The 12,438-nt window shown below is 65.1% G+C and carries 24 protein-coding genes; all 24 read right to left on the bottom strand.

The features are described 5' to 3' along the window. Window positions 1–124 precede the first annotated feature (124 nt). Window positions 125–892, bottom strand: coding sequence for a type I methionyl aminopeptidase (gene map / locus ACESMR_RS14935; RefSeq protein ID WP_373047899.1), 768 nt, complete (start codon window positions 890–892; stop codon window positions 125–127). 4 nt (window positions 893–896) lie between these two features. Beyond that, window positions 897–1,541, bottom strand: coding sequence for an adenylate kinase (locus ACESMR_RS14930; protein WP_373047898.1), 645 nt, complete (start codon window positions 1,539–1,541; stop codon window positions 897–899). Window positions 1,542–1,666: 125 nt separating this feature from the next. Beyond that, entirely contained in the window at window positions 1,667–2,980 is a 1,314-nt protein-coding gene (gene secY / locus ACESMR_RS14925) for a preprotein translocase subunit SecY (RefSeq protein ID WP_373048088.1), read from the bottom strand. Between the two features lie 93 nt (window positions 2,981–3,073). Then, window positions 3,074–3,565 carry a 50S ribosomal protein L15 gene (gene rplO / locus ACESMR_RS14920; protein WP_373047897.1) on the bottom strand — a complete coding sequence of 164 codons (492 nt, stop codon included), beginning with the start codon at window positions 3,563–3,565 and terminating at the stop codon, window positions 3,074–3,076. A 3-nt stretch (window positions 3,566–3,568) separates the two neighbouring features. Further along, the gene (rpmD, locus tag ACESMR_RS14915; protein WP_373047896.1) at window positions 3,569–3,808 is read right to left on the bottom strand and encodes a 50S ribosomal protein L30; all 240 of its coding nucleotides are present in this window, start codon (window positions 3,806–3,808) and stop codon (window positions 3,569–3,571) included. A 26-nt stretch (window positions 3,809–3,834) separates the two neighbouring features. Then, complete coding sequence (gene rpsE / locus ACESMR_RS14910) at window positions 3,835–4,347, bottom strand: 30S ribosomal protein S5 (RefSeq protein WP_373047895.1); 513 nt, start codon at window positions 4,345–4,347, stop codon at window positions 3,835–3,837. After that, on the bottom strand, window positions 4,348–4,722 hold the full coding sequence (gene rplR, locus ACESMR_RS14905; protein ID WP_373047894.1) for a 50S ribosomal protein L18: 375 nt from the start codon (window positions 4,720–4,722) through the stop codon (window positions 4,348–4,350). A 61-nt stretch (window positions 4,723–4,783) separates the two neighbouring features. Continuing rightward, entirely contained in the window at window positions 4,784–5,323 is a 540-nt protein-coding gene (gene rplF, locus ACESMR_RS14900) for a 50S ribosomal protein L6 (RefSeq protein ID WP_373047893.1), read from the bottom strand. Window positions 5,324–5,335: 12 nt separating this feature from the next. Beyond that, the gene (rpsH, locus tag ACESMR_RS14895; protein ID WP_373047892.1) at window positions 5,336–5,734 is read right to left on the bottom strand and encodes a 30S ribosomal protein S8; all 399 of its coding nucleotides are present in this window, start codon (window positions 5,732–5,734) and stop codon (window positions 5,336–5,338) included. A 120-nt stretch (window positions 5,735–5,854) separates the two neighbouring features. After that, window positions 5,855–6,040, bottom strand: a complete 186-nt coding sequence (locus ACESMR_RS14890) for a type Z 30S ribosomal protein S14 (RefSeq protein ID WP_373047891.1) — start codon at window positions 6,038–6,040, stop codon at window positions 5,855–5,857. Between the two features lie 22 nt (window positions 6,041–6,062). Next, entirely contained in the window at window positions 6,063–6,599 is a 537-nt protein-coding gene (gene rplE / locus ACESMR_RS14885; protein WP_373048087.1) for a 50S ribosomal protein L5, read from the bottom strand. Window positions 6,600–6,663: 64 nt separating this feature from the next. Continuing rightward, complete coding sequence (gene rplX / locus ACESMR_RS14880) at window positions 6,664–6,981, bottom strand: 50S ribosomal protein L24 (protein WP_373047890.1); 318 nt, start codon at window positions 6,979–6,981, stop codon at window positions 6,664–6,666. 2 nt (window positions 6,982–6,983) lie between these two features. Then, window positions 6,984–7,352 (bottom strand): 50S ribosomal protein L14, encoded by a 369-nt coding sequence (gene rplN / locus ACESMR_RS14875; RefSeq protein ID WP_373047889.1) that lies wholly within the window; start codon window positions 7,350–7,352, stop codon window positions 6,984–6,986. A gap of 60 nt (window positions 7,353–7,412) precedes the next feature. Further along, window positions 7,413–7,673 (bottom strand): 30S ribosomal protein S17, encoded by a 261-nt coding sequence (gene rpsQ, locus ACESMR_RS14870; protein WP_373047888.1) that lies wholly within the window; start codon window positions 7,671–7,673, stop codon window positions 7,413–7,415. 103 nt (window positions 7,674–7,776) lie between these two features. Continuing rightward, window positions 7,777–7,989: a 50S ribosomal protein L29 gene (gene rpmC / locus ACESMR_RS14865; protein WP_373047887.1), complete on the bottom strand. Its 213-nt coding sequence runs from the start codon at window positions 7,987–7,989 to the stop codon at window positions 7,777–7,779. A gap of 3 nt (window positions 7,990–7,992) precedes the next feature. Beyond that, complete coding sequence (gene rplP / locus ACESMR_RS14860; protein WP_373047886.1) at window positions 7,993–8,412, bottom strand: 50S ribosomal protein L16; 420 nt, start codon at window positions 8,410–8,412, stop codon at window positions 7,993–7,995. 90 nt (window positions 8,413–8,502) lie between these two features. Then, window positions 8,503–9,159 carry a 30S ribosomal protein S3 gene (rpsC, locus tag ACESMR_RS14855; RefSeq protein ID WP_373047885.1) on the bottom strand — a complete coding sequence of 219 codons (657 nt, stop codon included), beginning with the start codon at window positions 9,157–9,159 and terminating at the stop codon, window positions 8,503–8,505. Next, window positions 9,159–9,527 (bottom strand): 50S ribosomal protein L22, encoded by a 369-nt coding sequence (rplV, locus tag ACESMR_RS14850; RefSeq protein ID WP_373047884.1) that lies wholly within the window; start codon window positions 9,525–9,527, stop codon window positions 9,159–9,161. The genes rpsC and rplV overlap by 1 nt, the downstream gene beginning before the upstream one ends. 17 nt (window positions 9,528–9,544) lie before the next feature. Continuing rightward, on the bottom strand, window positions 9,545–9,823 hold the full coding sequence (rpsS, locus tag ACESMR_RS14845) for a 30S ribosomal protein S19 (RefSeq protein WP_373047883.1): 279 nt from the start codon (window positions 9,821–9,823) through the stop codon (window positions 9,545–9,547). A 69-nt stretch (window positions 9,824–9,892) separates the two neighbouring features. Continuing rightward, window positions 9,893–10,726, bottom strand: coding sequence for a 50S ribosomal protein L2 (gene rplB, locus ACESMR_RS14840; protein ID WP_373047882.1), 834 nt, complete (start codon window positions 10,724–10,726; stop codon window positions 9,893–9,895). A gap of 14 nt (window positions 10,727–10,740) precedes the next feature. Next, window positions 10,741–11,031: a 50S ribosomal protein L23 gene (locus ACESMR_RS14835; RefSeq protein WP_373047881.1), complete on the bottom strand. Its 291-nt coding sequence runs from the start codon at window positions 11,029–11,031 to the stop codon at window positions 10,741–10,743. Next, window positions 11,028–11,666 (bottom strand): 50S ribosomal protein L4, encoded by a 639-nt coding sequence (gene rplD, locus ACESMR_RS14830; protein ID WP_373047880.1) that lies wholly within the window; start codon window positions 11,664–11,666, stop codon window positions 11,028–11,030. Before rplD ends, ACESMR_RS14835 begins: the two co-directional genes overlap by 4 nt. Before the next feature lie 13 nt (window positions 11,667–11,679). Further along, complete coding sequence (gene rpsJ, locus ACESMR_RS14825) at window positions 11,680–11,988, bottom strand: 30S ribosomal protein S10 (RefSeq protein ID WP_373047879.1); 309 nt, start codon at window positions 11,986–11,988, stop codon at window positions 11,680–11,682. An 11-nt stretch (window positions 11,989–11,999) separates the two neighbouring features. Then, window positions 12,000–12,438: EF-Tu/IF-2/RF-3 family GTPase (locus ACESMR_RS14820; protein WP_373047878.1), on the bottom strand; the 439-nt coding region annotated here is incomplete at its 5' end.

The raw sequence follows: 12,438 nt of genomic DNA, 5'->3' as shown, positions 1-12,438 counted from the left end.
CAACCGAGCGCTTGACGACGCTCGCGGGAGTCACTGGTAATCAAAAGCCGGCGGGGGATAGCATATTCCTTACCCGCCGACAAGCCCTTCTTGCCCATCTTGCCTTGCACCCCACCCTTTCCCCTTACGGGAGGGTGAGAACGACCGGCCCGTCCTCGGTCACCGCGATGGTGTGCTCGAAATGAGCAGACAACTTGCCATCGGCGGTGACTGCGGTCCAATCGTCGTCCAGCTCCTCCACCTGCCAGGTCCCGACGTTCACCATCGGCTCGATGGCGAGGACCATCCCCGGCTTGATCCGCATTCCCTGGCCACCAGGGCCGTAATTGGGAACCTGCGGCTCCTCGTGGAGGCGACGCCCCACCCCATGCCCCACGAAGTCGCGGACCACGGCATAGCCGTGGGCCTCGACGTGGGCCTGGATGGCGGCGCCGATGTCGTAGATCCGGTTGCCGGGCCTGGCCTGGGCGATCCCCAGATCCAGCGCCTCCTTCGTCACCCGGACCAATCTCGCGGTCTCCTCCGGCACCTCGCCGACGGCGACGGTCACGGCGGAATCGCCGAACCAGCCGTCCTGGATGATGCCGAAATCGAGACCGATGATGTCGCCGTCCCGCAGCTTACGCCGCTTCGACGGGATCCCGTGGACGATCTCCTCGTTGATCGAGGCGCAGATCACCCCGGGGAACGGCTTGCGGCCACCGGGCGCGTAGCCCTTGAAGGCGGACTTCACCCCGGCCTTGCGGATCATCTCCGCTGCCAGGTCGTCGAGGTCGCCGGTGGTGACGCCGGGCCTGGTCGCGTCGCGCAGCGCGGCGAGGATGGTGGCAACCACCCGCCCCGCCTCCCGCATCGCGGCGATCTCCGCCCGGCTCTTGAGCTGCACACCCATCCGCTTACCTGCCCAGCGCCTTCCGGATCTCGGTGTAGATCCCGTCGGGCGTCCCCACGCCGTGGATCTCCGCGAGGAGGCCCATGCGCGCGTAATGCTCCTTCACCTTCGGGATCTCCGTGCGGAAGACCTCGAGGCGGTTGGCCAGCTTCTCGGGGCTGTCGTCGCTGCGCTGCACCAGCGGCTCGCCCTCCACGTCGCAGAAGCCCATGCGCTTCGGGGGCGCGTTGCTGACGTGGTAGACCGTGCCGCACTTCGGGCAGGAGCGACGCCCGGTGATCCGCTCGTAGAGCAGCTCCTCGGGGACCTCGAGCGAGAGGACCTTGTCGATCTTCAGCCCGTTGCGCTCGAGCATGCCGTCGAGCGCCTCCGCCTGCGGCAGCGTCCGGGGGAAGCCGTCGAGGAGAAAGCCCTTCTCGAGGCCGCCGCGCTGGAAGCGCTCCTCGATGATGCCGACCACCAGGTCGTCCGGGACCAGCTTGCCCTGCTTCATCAGCGGGTCGGCCTGCTGGCCGAGCTCGGTGCCCATGCGCACCGCATCGCGGAGAAGATCGCCGGTGGAGATCTGCACCACGCCGAAGTCGGCTTCGAGCTTCTTGGCCTGCGTGCCCTTGCCGGAACCGGCGGGCCCGAGGAAGACGAGATTCATGTCGGCTCTCCGCGGCGCGTCGAGAGGGGATCTCTCTGCGCTGCCGCCTCGAAGCGCACGGGGCGTCTCCCACGGGAGACGCCCCGGCTGGTGTTCAAACCCGGGTCAGGCCGGGGCCGCCCGCTTCAGCGGGCAGCGACGCGACGACCGCGGATCCGGGGACCATGAGCGCCGGTGAAGCCCTCGTAGTGCCGGGTGATCAGGTGGCTCTCGATCTGCTGCACCGTATCCAGGGCCACACCCACCACGATGAGCAGCGCCGTACCACCGAAGGCGAAGGGCGTGTTCATGGTGTTGATGAGAATGGTGGGGAGCACGCAGACGATGGCCAGGTAGCCGGCGCCGCCGAAGGTCAGCCGGGTAAGGACCCGGTCGATGTAGTCGGCGGTCTTCTTGCCCGGACGGATGCCCGGGATGTAGCCGCCGTGCTTCTTCATGTTGTCCGCCACATCCACCGGGTTGAACGTCACCGCGGTGTAGAAGAAGGCGAAGAACACGATGAGGAGAACGTAGAGGGTGTTGTACTCCCAGCCGCCGATCTGGAGGCGATCCGAGAAGCCCTTCAGCGCCGGGAACCAACCGGCGAGCGTCGCAGGGAAGAGCAGGATCGAAGAGGCGAAGATGGGCGGAATCACGCCCGATGCATTCACCTTCAGCGGCAGGTGGGTGGTCTGGCCACCGACGGTCTTCCGCCCCACCACGCGCTTGGCGTACTGCACCGGAATGCGGCGCTGGCCGCGCTCCATGAAGACCACGCCGGCGATGGCAGCGAGGATGATCACGCCGATCACGAGGAGCGAGAAGGCGTCGATCTGATCGGTGCTGAACCAGTTGATGGTCTGGAAGATCGCGTCCGGGATGCCGGCGACGATGCCCGCGAAGATGACCAGCGAGATGCCGTTGCCGATGCCCCGCTCGGTGATCTGCTCGCCCAGCCACATGATGAACGCGGTGCCGGAAGCGAGGGTGATCACCGTCATGAACCGGAAGCCCCAGCCCGGCTCGAGCACGACGGGCGCGGCGAGGCCGGCGCCAGCCTGTGCTGCGGTGCCGAGGCCCTCGAGCCAGAACGAGATGCCGAGGCCCTGCACGACGGCGAGGGCGATGGTGCCGTAGCGGGTGTACTGGGTGATCTTCCGCCGCCCGAGCTCGCCCTCCTTCTGGAGGCGCTCCAGGGCCGGGATCACCACCGCGAGGAGCTGGATGATGATGCTCGCGGAGATGTACGGCATGATCCCCAGGGCGAAGATCGAAGCCTGCTCGATCGCGCCACCGGAGAAGAGGTTGAAGAGAGACAGCAGCCCGCCCTGCGACTGCATGAAGCTCTGCATCGCCTCCCGGTCGATGCCGGGGGTGGTGATGAAGATGCCGAGGCGGTAGACCGCGAGGAGCGAGAGCGTGAAGATGATCCGCTTCCGCAGCTCCTGGATGCGGAACATGTTCCCGATGGCGTCGAGCAAGTTGCTTCCCCTTCGACCAATTCGAACAAGGTCGAAGGCCCCCGGAAACTCCGGGGGCCCCCGTTGTCAGGCTCAGGCCTTGCCGGCCTCACCCTCTGCCTTCGCAGGGTGAAGCTCGATCGTCGTCACCGAACCGCCCGCCTTCTCGATCGCCTCGCGGGCGGTGGTCGAGAACTTGTGCGCGGAAACGGTGAGCTTCTTGGAGAGCTCACCGCGGCCGAGGATCTTCACGAGCTGGCCCTTCTTCGACAGAACACCCTTCTCGTACAGCGACTCCGGCGAAACCGTCTCGCCCGCCTCGAAGGCGGCCTCGAGCCGGTCCAAGTTCACCGCAGCGTACTCCACGCGGAAGATGTTCTTGAAGCCAAACTTCGGAAGGCGGCGCTGGAGCGGCATCTGGCCGCCCTCGAAGCCTTCGAAGTTCATGTTGCCGGTGCGGGCCTTCTGGCCCTTGCCACCGCGGCCAGCCGTCTTGCCGAGGCCGGAGCCCTGGCCGCGGCCGACCCGCTTCTTCCGGTGCCGGCTGTTCGCCGGCGCCTTCAGGCTATGCAGGTTGGTGCCCATTGCTCAGGCCTCCTTCGCCTTCTGCCCGGCCTTGCCCTTGCGCCGCGTGCGCACGGGAGCATCACCGGGGATCTCCTCGAAGGAAACCAGGTGCTGGACCTTGGCAATCATGCCACGGACCGACGGGGTATCCTTGAGGATCTTTTCACTGTTCATCTTGTACAGCCCGAGGCCAGCGACCGTATCACGCTGATCCTGCGGGGCGCCCGCCCACGACTTGACGAGCTTCACCTTGAGAGCCATCGCGTCCTCTTCTCGTCCCGTCGCCATCAGGCGGTGGGCAGAATCTCGGCGACGTCCTTGCCACGGACACGAGCGATCTCTTCCGGCGACTTCATCTGCCGGAGAGCGTCCATGACCGCCTTGAGGACGTTGTGGGGGTTACGGGTGCCCTGGATCTTCGTGAGCACGTTGCGGACACCGGCGGCCTCGAGGACCGCACGGACGGCGCCGCCCGCGATCACGCCGGTACCTTCGGAAGCCGGCTTGAGAAGAACCCAGCCTGCGCCGAAGTGACCCAGCGCCTCGTGGGGGATCGTCGAACCCTGCAGGGGAACGCGGAGCAGGTGCTTCTTGGCCTGCTCGCCACCCTTGCGGATCGCCTCGGGGACCTCGTTCGCCTTGCCGAGGCCGATGCCCACGTGGCCGTTGCCGTCGCCCACCACAACCAGCGCTGCGAAGCTGAAGCGGCGACCGCCCTTCACGACCTTCGCGACGCGGTTGATGTTGACGACGCGATCGGTGAGATCGAGCTCGTTCGGATTGATCGGTGCAGCAGCCATTTAGAACTCCAGCCCCGCCTCACGGGCAGCGTCGGCCACGGCAGCGATGCGGCCGTGGTAGGGGAAACCGTTCCGGTCGAAGACGACCTGGTTGACGTTCGCCGCCTTGGCCTTCTCGGCCACGAGCTTGCCGACGAGCTTCGCAGCGCCGCTCTTGTCCGCCTCGTTCACCTGGTCCTTGAGCTCCTTGGACTGGGTCGATGCGAACGCGAGGGTGGCACCCTTCGTGTCGTCGATGATCTGGGCGTAGATGTGCTTGTTGCTCTTGAAGACGGTCAGCCGGGGACGCTCGGTGGTCCCGGAGAGCTTCTTGCGGATGCGCGCCGCCCGCTGCTCGCGCGGGCTCAGCTTGCGCTTGTGAACATTTGCAGCCATTTCGGCAATCTCCTTCGGCTCCCGGCGGGATGAGGACTTACCCGCCGAGGTCCCGAATCACTTAGGCAGCGCCAGCCTTGCCCTGCTTGCGGCGGATGGTCTCGTCGGCGTACCGGATGCCCTTGCCCTTGTAGGGCTCGGGAGCGCGGAGCGACCGGACCTTGGCGGCGGTCTCACCGAGCAGCACCTTGTTCCAGCTGCCGAGAACCACGCGGGTCGGCGCCGGGGTAGCCGCCGTCACGCCCTCGGGGAGCGGGAAGACGACCGGGTGCGAATAACCGAGGGTGAGGTGGAGCTCCTTGCCCTTGACCTCGGCGCGGTAACCGACGCCGGTGATCTCGAGGGTCTTCTCGAAGCCCCTGGAAACGCCCTCGACCAGGTTGCTGACGATGGTGCGGGTCAGACCGTGCATCGAACGAGCCTTCGGCTCGTCGCTCTCACGGGTCACGGTGAGGGTGTTGCCCTCGAGCTTGAGCTCGACGCCCTCGCCGAAGGTCAGGTTGCCCTTCCCCTTCGGACCCTCGGCGCTCACCACGTTGCCGTTGATCTGCACCTTGGTCTTGTCGGGAACGATGATCGGCCTCTTGCCAATGCGCGACATGTCGGTCCTCGCTTAGAACACGGTGCAGAGCAGCTCGCCGCCGACGCCGGCCTTGCGGGCCTCACGGTCGACCAGCACGCCCTTGCTGGTGGAGAGGATCGCGATGCCCAGGCCGCCCAGGACGCGCGGAATCTCGTCCTTCGGCACGTACTGCCGGAGGCCCGGCTTGGACACGCGCTTGATCTGCCGAATCACCGAGTCGCCGCCGTCGTACTTCAGGAAGACGGTCAACTCGCCCTGCTTGTTGTCCTCGTGGAAGACGAAGTCGTTGATGTAGCCTTCGTCCTTGAGGACCTGAACGATCGCCCGCTTCAGCTTGCTGGCGGGAATCACGGTCTTCTCGTGCCGCGCCCGCCCCGCGTTGCGGAGCCGGGTCAGCATGTCACCGATCGGATCGGTCACCTGAGCCATGTAGGAGGTTCCCTGACTGCTGGGCCTGCGCCGCCTCGCCGCACCATGCGGTGGTCCGGTCGCACGCCAATTCCATCTAGGTTGGCCGGGTATGGGCCCCGGCCTGCCATCCGCCTGAAACTACCAGGAGGACTTGGTCACGCCAGTGACCTCACCCTTGAGCGCCCGGAGCCGGAAGCAGATGCGGCACATCTGGAACTTCCGGAGGAAAGCCCGGGGCCGTCCGCAAAGCGGGCAGCGGTTGTACTGGCGTACCGAAAACTTCGGCTTGCGCTTTGCCTGCGCCATCTTCGAGAGCTTGGCCATTCTTATTCCCCGGCTTTCGCTCTTACGAGCGGAAGGGCATCCCCATGTACTTGAGGAGCGCGCGCCCCTCCTCGTCGGTCGTCGCGGTCGTAACGATCGTGACGTTCATCCCCTTCACCTTCTCGACCTTGTCGTAGTTGATCTCGGGGAAGATGATCTGCTCGCGAACGCCGAGGGTGTAGTTGCCAGCGCCGTCGAAGGCCTTGCTGGAGACACCCTTGAAGTCACGAACGCGGGGAAGCGCCACGCCGATCAGACGCTCGAGGAACTCGAACATCCGCTGGGAACGGAGCGTCACCATCACGCCGATTGCCTGGCCCTCGCGAAGCTTGAAGTTCGCGATGGACTTGCGAGCGCGCGTCAGCACCGGCTTCTGGCCGGCGATCTGGGCGAGCTCCTCGGCGGCGGCATCCAGGATCTTGTTGTTGGTAAGGGCCTCGCCCATACCCATGTTCACGACGATCTTCGTGATCCTGGGAACCTGCATCCGGCTCTTGTAGCCGAAATCCTTCATCAGGGCGGGGACGGCTTCCTTCTCGTACCGCTCCCGCATCGACATCTGGGCCATTTGTCTAGCTCCTGCTTCCGCCGGCGTTCGGGCCTACCACCGACGGATCAGTGAATCAGGCGAGCGTATTGCCAGAGCGCTTGGAGAAACGGACGTTCTTCCCGTTCTCCTGGCGCTTGTGGCCAATGCGGCTCGGCTCGTTGGTCTGGGGATCGACGACCATCAGGTTCGACACGTGGATGGTGCCGAACTTCTCGATGATGCCGCCTTCCGGCGCGGAGGGGAGACGACCACGCTTGAGGTGGCGCTTCACCACCATCAGACCCTCGACCCGCGCGCGCTGCTTCTCGCGGTCGATCTCGAGGATCTTGCCAGTCTTGCCCTTCTCCTTGCCGGAGATGACCTTCACCATGTCACCCTTCTTGATGTGCATGGTTACAGAACCTCCGGAGCAAGCGAGACAATCTTCATGAACTTGCGAGCGCGGAGCTCACGAGCGACCGGCCCGAAGATACGGGTACCGATCGGCTCCTCGTCCTTGTTGATGAGGACGGCGGAGTTCACGTCGAACTTGATGTAGCTGCCGTCGGGGCGAGCGACCTCGATCTTGGTGCGAACGACGACGGCCTTCTGCACGTCGCCCTTCTTCACCTTCGAGTTGGGGATCGCTTCCTTGACGGAAACAACGATGATGTCGCCGAGGCTGGCGTAACGCCGACGCGAACCGCCCAGTACCTTGATGCACTGGACCTTCTTCGCACCGGAGTTGTCGGCCACGTCGAGGACCGTGGTGGCCTGGATCATGACTCTCTCCTTCCGCGGGCGGTTCGCGCATCCTGCGCGCCTTTCCGCGGGGTGGGCTGCTTAGACGGTGGGGGCCTTGACGAGCGTCTCGACGACACGCCAGCGCTTGTCCTTCGACAGCGGGCGGGTTTCGACGATCATGACCTTGTCGCCCATCGCGCAGGCATTGTTCTCGTCGTGCGCCTTGTACTTGACGTGACGCGTGACGTACTTGCCGTACTTCGGGTGCTTGACGCGGTGGTCGACACGGACCACCACGGTCTTCTGCATCTTGTCCGAGGTAACGATTCCGATGCGGGTCTTGGGACGGCCGCGCTCCATCGGATCACCTTCCCTCTCGGGCCCGTCCCGGCTTCCTTGCCGGCAGCGACCCGAGCACGTTGTTGAGCCCACCGCGCAACGGGTACGCGGTGGGCGGGGATTCCTACGCCTTGGTCTCGCGGCGGATGCCCATCTCCTGCTCACGCAGGAGGGTGTTCACCCGGGCAAGGTCACGCTTGGTCTTGGCCAGGTCCGCGGTGGAATCCAGGCGGCCGGTCTTCAGCTTCATCTTCATGTCGAAGATGGTCGCCTTCAGCTCGGTAGCCTTGTTCCGGAGGTCCTCGCCCGAGAGCGCGCGCAGCTCGTTCGCAGTCATTGCTTACAGCTCCACCATGTCGCGCCGGACGACCTTGGTCTTGATCGGCAGCTTGAAGGCCGCGAGCCGGAGGGCCTCGAGGGCGACCTCGTCGGTCACACCCTGCATCTCGTACAGGATGCGGCCCGGCTTCACGACGGCCACGTAACCTTCCACGTTGCCCTTACCGGTACCCATGCGGGTCTCGGCGGGCTTCTTGGTGATCGGCTTGTCCGGAAACACGCGAATCCAGACCTTGCCGCCACGCTTGATCTGGCGGGTGAGGGCAATACGAGCCGCCTCGATCTGGCGGGACGTGATCCACCCAGACTCGAGGGCCTGGAGACCGATCTCGCCAAAGGCGAGCTCGGAGCCCCGGTGGGCCATGCCCCTCATCCGGCCCTTGTGCATCTTGCGCCACTTGGTGCGTGCGGGCTGAAGCATCGTTAAATCCTTCGCTCAATAGCGAGCGGGGCGCGTGAAATGTCACGAACGCGCCACCGCGTCAAGAGGCCTCGGCAAACGAGGCGCAGATTACCTGCGGGTATCGGCGACCGCCCGCTCGCCCGGGAGGACCTCGCCCCGCATGATCCACACCTTGCAGCCGATCACGCCGTAGGTCGTCTTCGCCTCGGCGAAGCCGTAGTCGATGTCCGCACGGAGGGTGTGCAGGGGCACGCGGCCCTCGCGGTACCACTCGTAGCGGGACATCTCGGCGCCACCCAGCCGGCCCGAGCACGCGATCCGGATGCCCTTGGCGCCGAACTTCTGCGCGGTGGACACGGCCTTCTTCATGGCGCGACGGAAGGCGATGCGGCGCTCGAGCTGGGTGCAGACGTTCTCGGCGACGAGCTGCGCATCGGTCTCGGCCTTACGGACCTCGACGATGTTCAGGAAGATCTCGTTCGCGGTGAACTTCTGCAGGTCCTTCTTGATCGTCTCGATGCCGGCGCCACGCTTGCCGATCACGATGCCGGGACGTGCGGTGTGCACGTTGACCTTCACCTTGCTGGCAGCGCGCTCGATCTCGATGCGGGAGATGCCGGCGTGGCCGAGCTTCTCCTTGACGAACTCGCGGATGCGGATGTCCTCGTGGAGCCACTTGGCGTAGTTGCGCTCCTCGAACCACTTGCTGTCCCAGCTCTTGATGACGCCGAGCCGGAAGCCGATCGGATGAACTTTCTGACCCACTAGCGCATCTCCCCGAGCTCGACGGTCACGTGGCTCGTCTTCTTGTTGATCCGGGTCGCACGACCCATGGCGCGAGCCATGAAGCGCCGCAGGGTCGGGCCCTGGTCGACCATGATCGTCTTTACGTAGAGGCGGTCGATGTCGATGTTGCCGTTCGCCTTCTGCTCCGCGTTGGCGATCGCCGAACGGATCAGCTTGGCGACGGGCTTCGCAGCCGCCTTCGGGGTGAAGCGCAGCGTTGCGAGGGCGCGCTCAACCGGCTGCCCACGCACGGTGTCGACAACCGCCCGCACCTTGCGGGGGGCGATGCGCAGGTAGCGCAGGTAGGCGGAGGAAGCGGTGTTCGCCGCAGAATTCTTGGTAGCCATGGCGTTGCTTCTCCCGCTTACCGGCCCTTGACCTTCTTGTCGGCCGCGTGGCCGCCGAAGGTCCGGGTCGGAGAAAACTCACCCAGCTTGTGACCGACCATGTTCTCGGTCACGAAGACGGGGACGAACTTCTTACCGTTGTGCACCGCGAAGGTATGCCCGACGAACTCGGGATAGATCGTGGAGCGGCGCGACCAGGTCTTGATGACCTGCTTCCTGTTCTGGGCGTTCGCGTCATCCACCTTCTTCAGGAGGTACTGATCGGCGAACGGGCCTTTCTTGATAGAACGAGCCATTCTTCCATTCCTTTACGGCCTCGCGGCGCTTCCATGCGCCGCGAGGCCAATCCGATCGCTTGGAACGCCTTACTTGCTGCCGCGGCGCTTAACGATGAACTTCTGGGTCCGCTTGTTCTTGCGGGTGCGGTAGCCCTTGGTGGGCATGCCCCACGGCGAAACCGGGTGCGGGTTGCCCTGGCCGGACTTGCCCTCACCACCACCGTGCGGATGATCGACCGGGTTCATGACGACACCACGGACGGTCGGGCGGATACCGAGCCAACGGCTGCGACCTGCCTTGCCGATGCGCACGATCTCGTGCTCGAGGTTGCCGAGCTGGCCGATGGTCGCGCGGCACTCGAGGAGGACCATGCGGACCTCGCCCGAAGGCATGCGGACCTGGGCGTATTTGTCTTCCTTGGCCATCAGCTGGGCCCAGCTGCCCGCAGAGCGGACCATCTGGCCGCCCCGCCCCGGCTTGAGCTCGATGTTGTGGATCACCGAGCCGAGCGGGATGCTGCGCAGCGGAAGGCAGTTGCCGGGCTTGACGTCGATGTCGCTGCCCGAGAGCACCGTGTCGCCGACGTTGAGGCCCTGCGGCCAGAGGATGTAGCGCTTCTCGCCGTCGAGGTAGCTGATGAGGGCGATCCGGGCCGAACGGTTCGGATCGTACTCGATCGACGCCACCTTGCCGGGCACGCCGTCCTTGTTCCGCTTCCAATCGATGAGGCGGTAACGACGCTTGTGACCACCGCCGATGTGGCGGGTGGTGATGTGGCCCTTGCCGTTGCGGCCGCCCGACTTCTTGATCGGGGCGGTGAGCGACTTCTCGGGCTTCTTACCCCTGGTGAGCTCGGCGTTGTCCGTGGTGGACGTGAGGCGCCGTGCGGGGCTCGTGGGCTTGTAGACCTTGAGAGGCATGGTCGTTGGCTCCCTTAGACGCCGAGGTTGAAGAGATCGATCTGCTGGCCCTCCTTGAGGACCACGATCGCCTTCTTCCAGTTCGGGCGCTGGCCGATGCTCTTGCCAACGCGCTTGTGCTTGCCCCGGACGACGGCGGTGCGAACGTCGACGACGTCGACGCCGAAGAACTGCTTCACCGCTGCCTTGATCTCGATCTTCGACGCGCGCCGATCGACCTCGAACGTGTAAGCGTTCGCGGTCTCGCGGATCTGGTCGGACTTCTCGGTCACGACGGGCGCGCGGATCACCTCGTGGATGTTCACGACAGAGCTCCCTCGAGCTGCTTCGCAGCCGCGCTGGTGAGAACGAGCTCGCTGTGGCGAAGCGCGGTCTCGAGGTTGAAGCCCTCCACCGGGAGAGCGTCGAAGGAGGCCAGGTTGCGCACCGACTTGATCGCATTGACGCGAGCGGCATCGGTGGGCACGCCACCCACGACGAGCAGCGCGGAGCCGAGGCCCAGCTTGCCGGTCAGGGTCGCGAGAGCCTTCTTGGCCTTGATCTCGCCGAGGTCGAAGTTCTCGACCACGAGGAGCTTGCCCTCCTGCGCACGGAGCGAGAGCACCGAGCGGAGAGCACCCTTCCGCACCTTGGCGGGCGGCCGGTAGAAGTAGTCCCGGCTCTTGGGTGCCATGGCCTTGCCACCGCCGACCCAATGGGACGCACGGATGGAGCCCTGGCGGGCGCGGCCGGTACCCTTCTGCTTCCAGGGCTTCTTGCCGCCACCGCTGACCAGCGAGCGGTTCTTCACGCCGACGGTGCCGCGGCGCTTGTTGATCTGCTGCATCTTCGCCACTTCGTAGATGAGGTTCTCGTTGACCTCAGTGGCAAAGACCGAGTCGGCGAGGTCGATGGTGCCGACCTTCTGCTTCTCGAGGTTGTAGACGTCGAACGTCGCCATGATGTCCCTATCCTTACGACTTGATCTCGACGTCCACGCCTGCGGACAGATCGAGCTTCATGAGCGCGTCGAGGGTCGCCTGCGTCGGCTCGAGGATATCGAGCAGCCGCTTGTGCGTCCGGATCTCGAACTGCTCACGCGACTTCTTGTCCACGTGGGGGCCGCGGAGGACGGTGAACTTGTTGATCTTCGTGGGGAGCGGAATCGGGCCGGCCACCTTGGCACCGGTCCGCTTCGCGGTCTCCACGATCTCGCCTGCCGACTGATCAAGAAGCTTGAAGTCGTAGGCCTTGAGACGAATGCGGATCTTCTGGGTCGCCATCGATTTCCTCGTTACTCGATGATCTCGGCAACCACGCCGGCGCCGACGGTGCGCCCACCCTCACGAATCGCGAAGCGGAGTTCCTTCTCCATCGCGATCGGGGTGAGCAGCTCCACGGTGATGGAGATGTTGTCGCCGGGCATGACCATCTCCGTGCCCTCGGGGAGGTGCACGGCGCCAGTCACGTCGGTGGTGCGGAAGTAGAACTGCGGCTTGTAGCCCTTGAAGAACGGGGTGTGACGACCACCCTCTTCCTTCGTGAGCACGTAAATCTCGGCCTTGAACTTCTTGTGCGGGTTGATGCTGCCGGGCTTGGCCATGACCTGGCCGCGCTCGACGTCCTCGCGCTTGAGGCCGCGGATCAGGGCGCCGATGTTGTCGCCGGCCTGGCCCTGGTCGAGGAGCTTGCGGAACATCTCGACGCCGGTCACCACGGTCTTCTGGGTGTTC

Source organism: Vulgatibacter sp., assembly GCF_041687135.1.
Taxonomy (GTDB): domain Bacteria; phylum Myxococcota; class Myxococcia; order Myxococcales; family Vulgatibacteraceae; genus JAWLCN01.
Note: the sequence above shows the minus strand (reverse complement) of the source record. Positions and strands in the feature narration are given on the sequence as shown.

Coding starts and splice junctions, on each gene's coding strand:
- map (WP_373047899.1), bottom strand. CDS start 892: ATGGGTGTGCAGCTCAAGAGCCGGGCGGAGATCGCCGCGATGCGGGAG.
- ACESMR_RS14930 (WP_373047898.1), bottom strand. CDS start 1,541: ATGAATCTCGTCTTCCTCGGGCCCGCCGGTTCCGGCAAGGGCACGCAG.
- secY (WP_373048088.1), bottom strand. CDS start 2,980: ATGTTCCGCATCCAGGAGCTGCGGAAGCGGATCATCTTCACGCTCTCG.
- rplO (WP_373047897.1), bottom strand. CDS start 3,565: ATGGGCACCAACCTGCATAGCCTGAAGGCGCCGGCGAACAGCCGGCAC.
- rpmD (WP_373047896.1), bottom strand. CDS start 3,808: ATGGCTCTCAAGGTGAAGCTCGTCAAGTCGTGGGCGGGCGCCCCGCAG.
- rpsE (WP_373047895.1), bottom strand. CDS start 4,347: ATGGCTGCTGCACCGATCAATCCGAACGAGCTCGATCTCACCGATCGC.
- rplR (WP_373047894.1), bottom strand. CDS start 4,722: ATGGCTGCAAATGTTCACAAGCGCAAGCTGAGCCCGCGCGAGCAGCGG.
- rplF (WP_373047893.1), bottom strand. CDS start 5,323: ATGTCGCGCATTGGCAAGAGGCCGATCATCGTTCCCGACAAGACCAAG.
- rpsH (WP_373047892.1), bottom strand. CDS start 5,734: ATGGCTCAGGTGACCGATCCGATCGGTGACATGCTGACCCGGCTCCGC.
- ACESMR_RS14890 (WP_373047891.1), bottom strand. CDS start 6,040: ATGGCCAAGCTCTCGAAGATGGCGCAGGCAAAGCGCAAGCCGAAGTTT.
- rplE (WP_373048087.1), bottom strand. CDS start 6,599: ATGTCGATGCGGGAGCGGTACGAGAAGGAAGCCGTCCCCGCCCTGATG.
- rplX (WP_373047890.1), bottom strand. CDS start 6,981: ATGCACATCAAGAAGGGTGACATGGTGAAGGTCATCTCCGGCAAGGAG.
- rplN (WP_373047889.1), bottom strand. CDS start 7,352: ATGATCCAGGCCACCACGGTCCTCGACGTGGCCGACAACTCCGGTGCG.
- rpsQ (WP_373047888.1), bottom strand. CDS start 7,673: ATGGAGCGCGGCCGTCCCAAGACCCGCATCGGAATCGTTACCTCGGAC.
- rpmC (WP_373047887.1), bottom strand. CDS start 7,989: ATGACTGCGAACGAGCTGCGCGCGCTCTCGGGCGAGGACCTCCGGAAC.
- rplP (WP_373047886.1), bottom strand. CDS start 8,412: ATGCTTCAGCCCGCACGCACCAAGTGGCGCAAGATGCACAAGGGCCGG.
- rplV (WP_373047884.1), bottom strand. CDS start 9,527: ATGGCTACCAAGAATTCTGCGGCGAACACCGCTTCCTCCGCCTACCTG.
- rpsS (WP_373047883.1), bottom strand. CDS start 9,823: ATGGCTCGTTCTATCAAGAAAGGCCCGTTCGCCGATCAGTACCTCCTG.
- rplB (WP_373047882.1), bottom strand. CDS start 10,726: ATGCCTCTCAAGGTCTACAAGCCCACGAGCCCCGCACGGCGCCTCACG.
- rplD (WP_373047880.1), bottom strand. CDS start 11,666: ATGGCGACGTTCGACGTCTACAACCTCGAGAAGCAGAAGGTCGGCACC.
- rpsJ (WP_373047879.1), bottom strand. CDS start 11,988: ATGGCGACCCAGAAGATCCGCATTCGTCTCAAGGCCTACGACTTCAAG.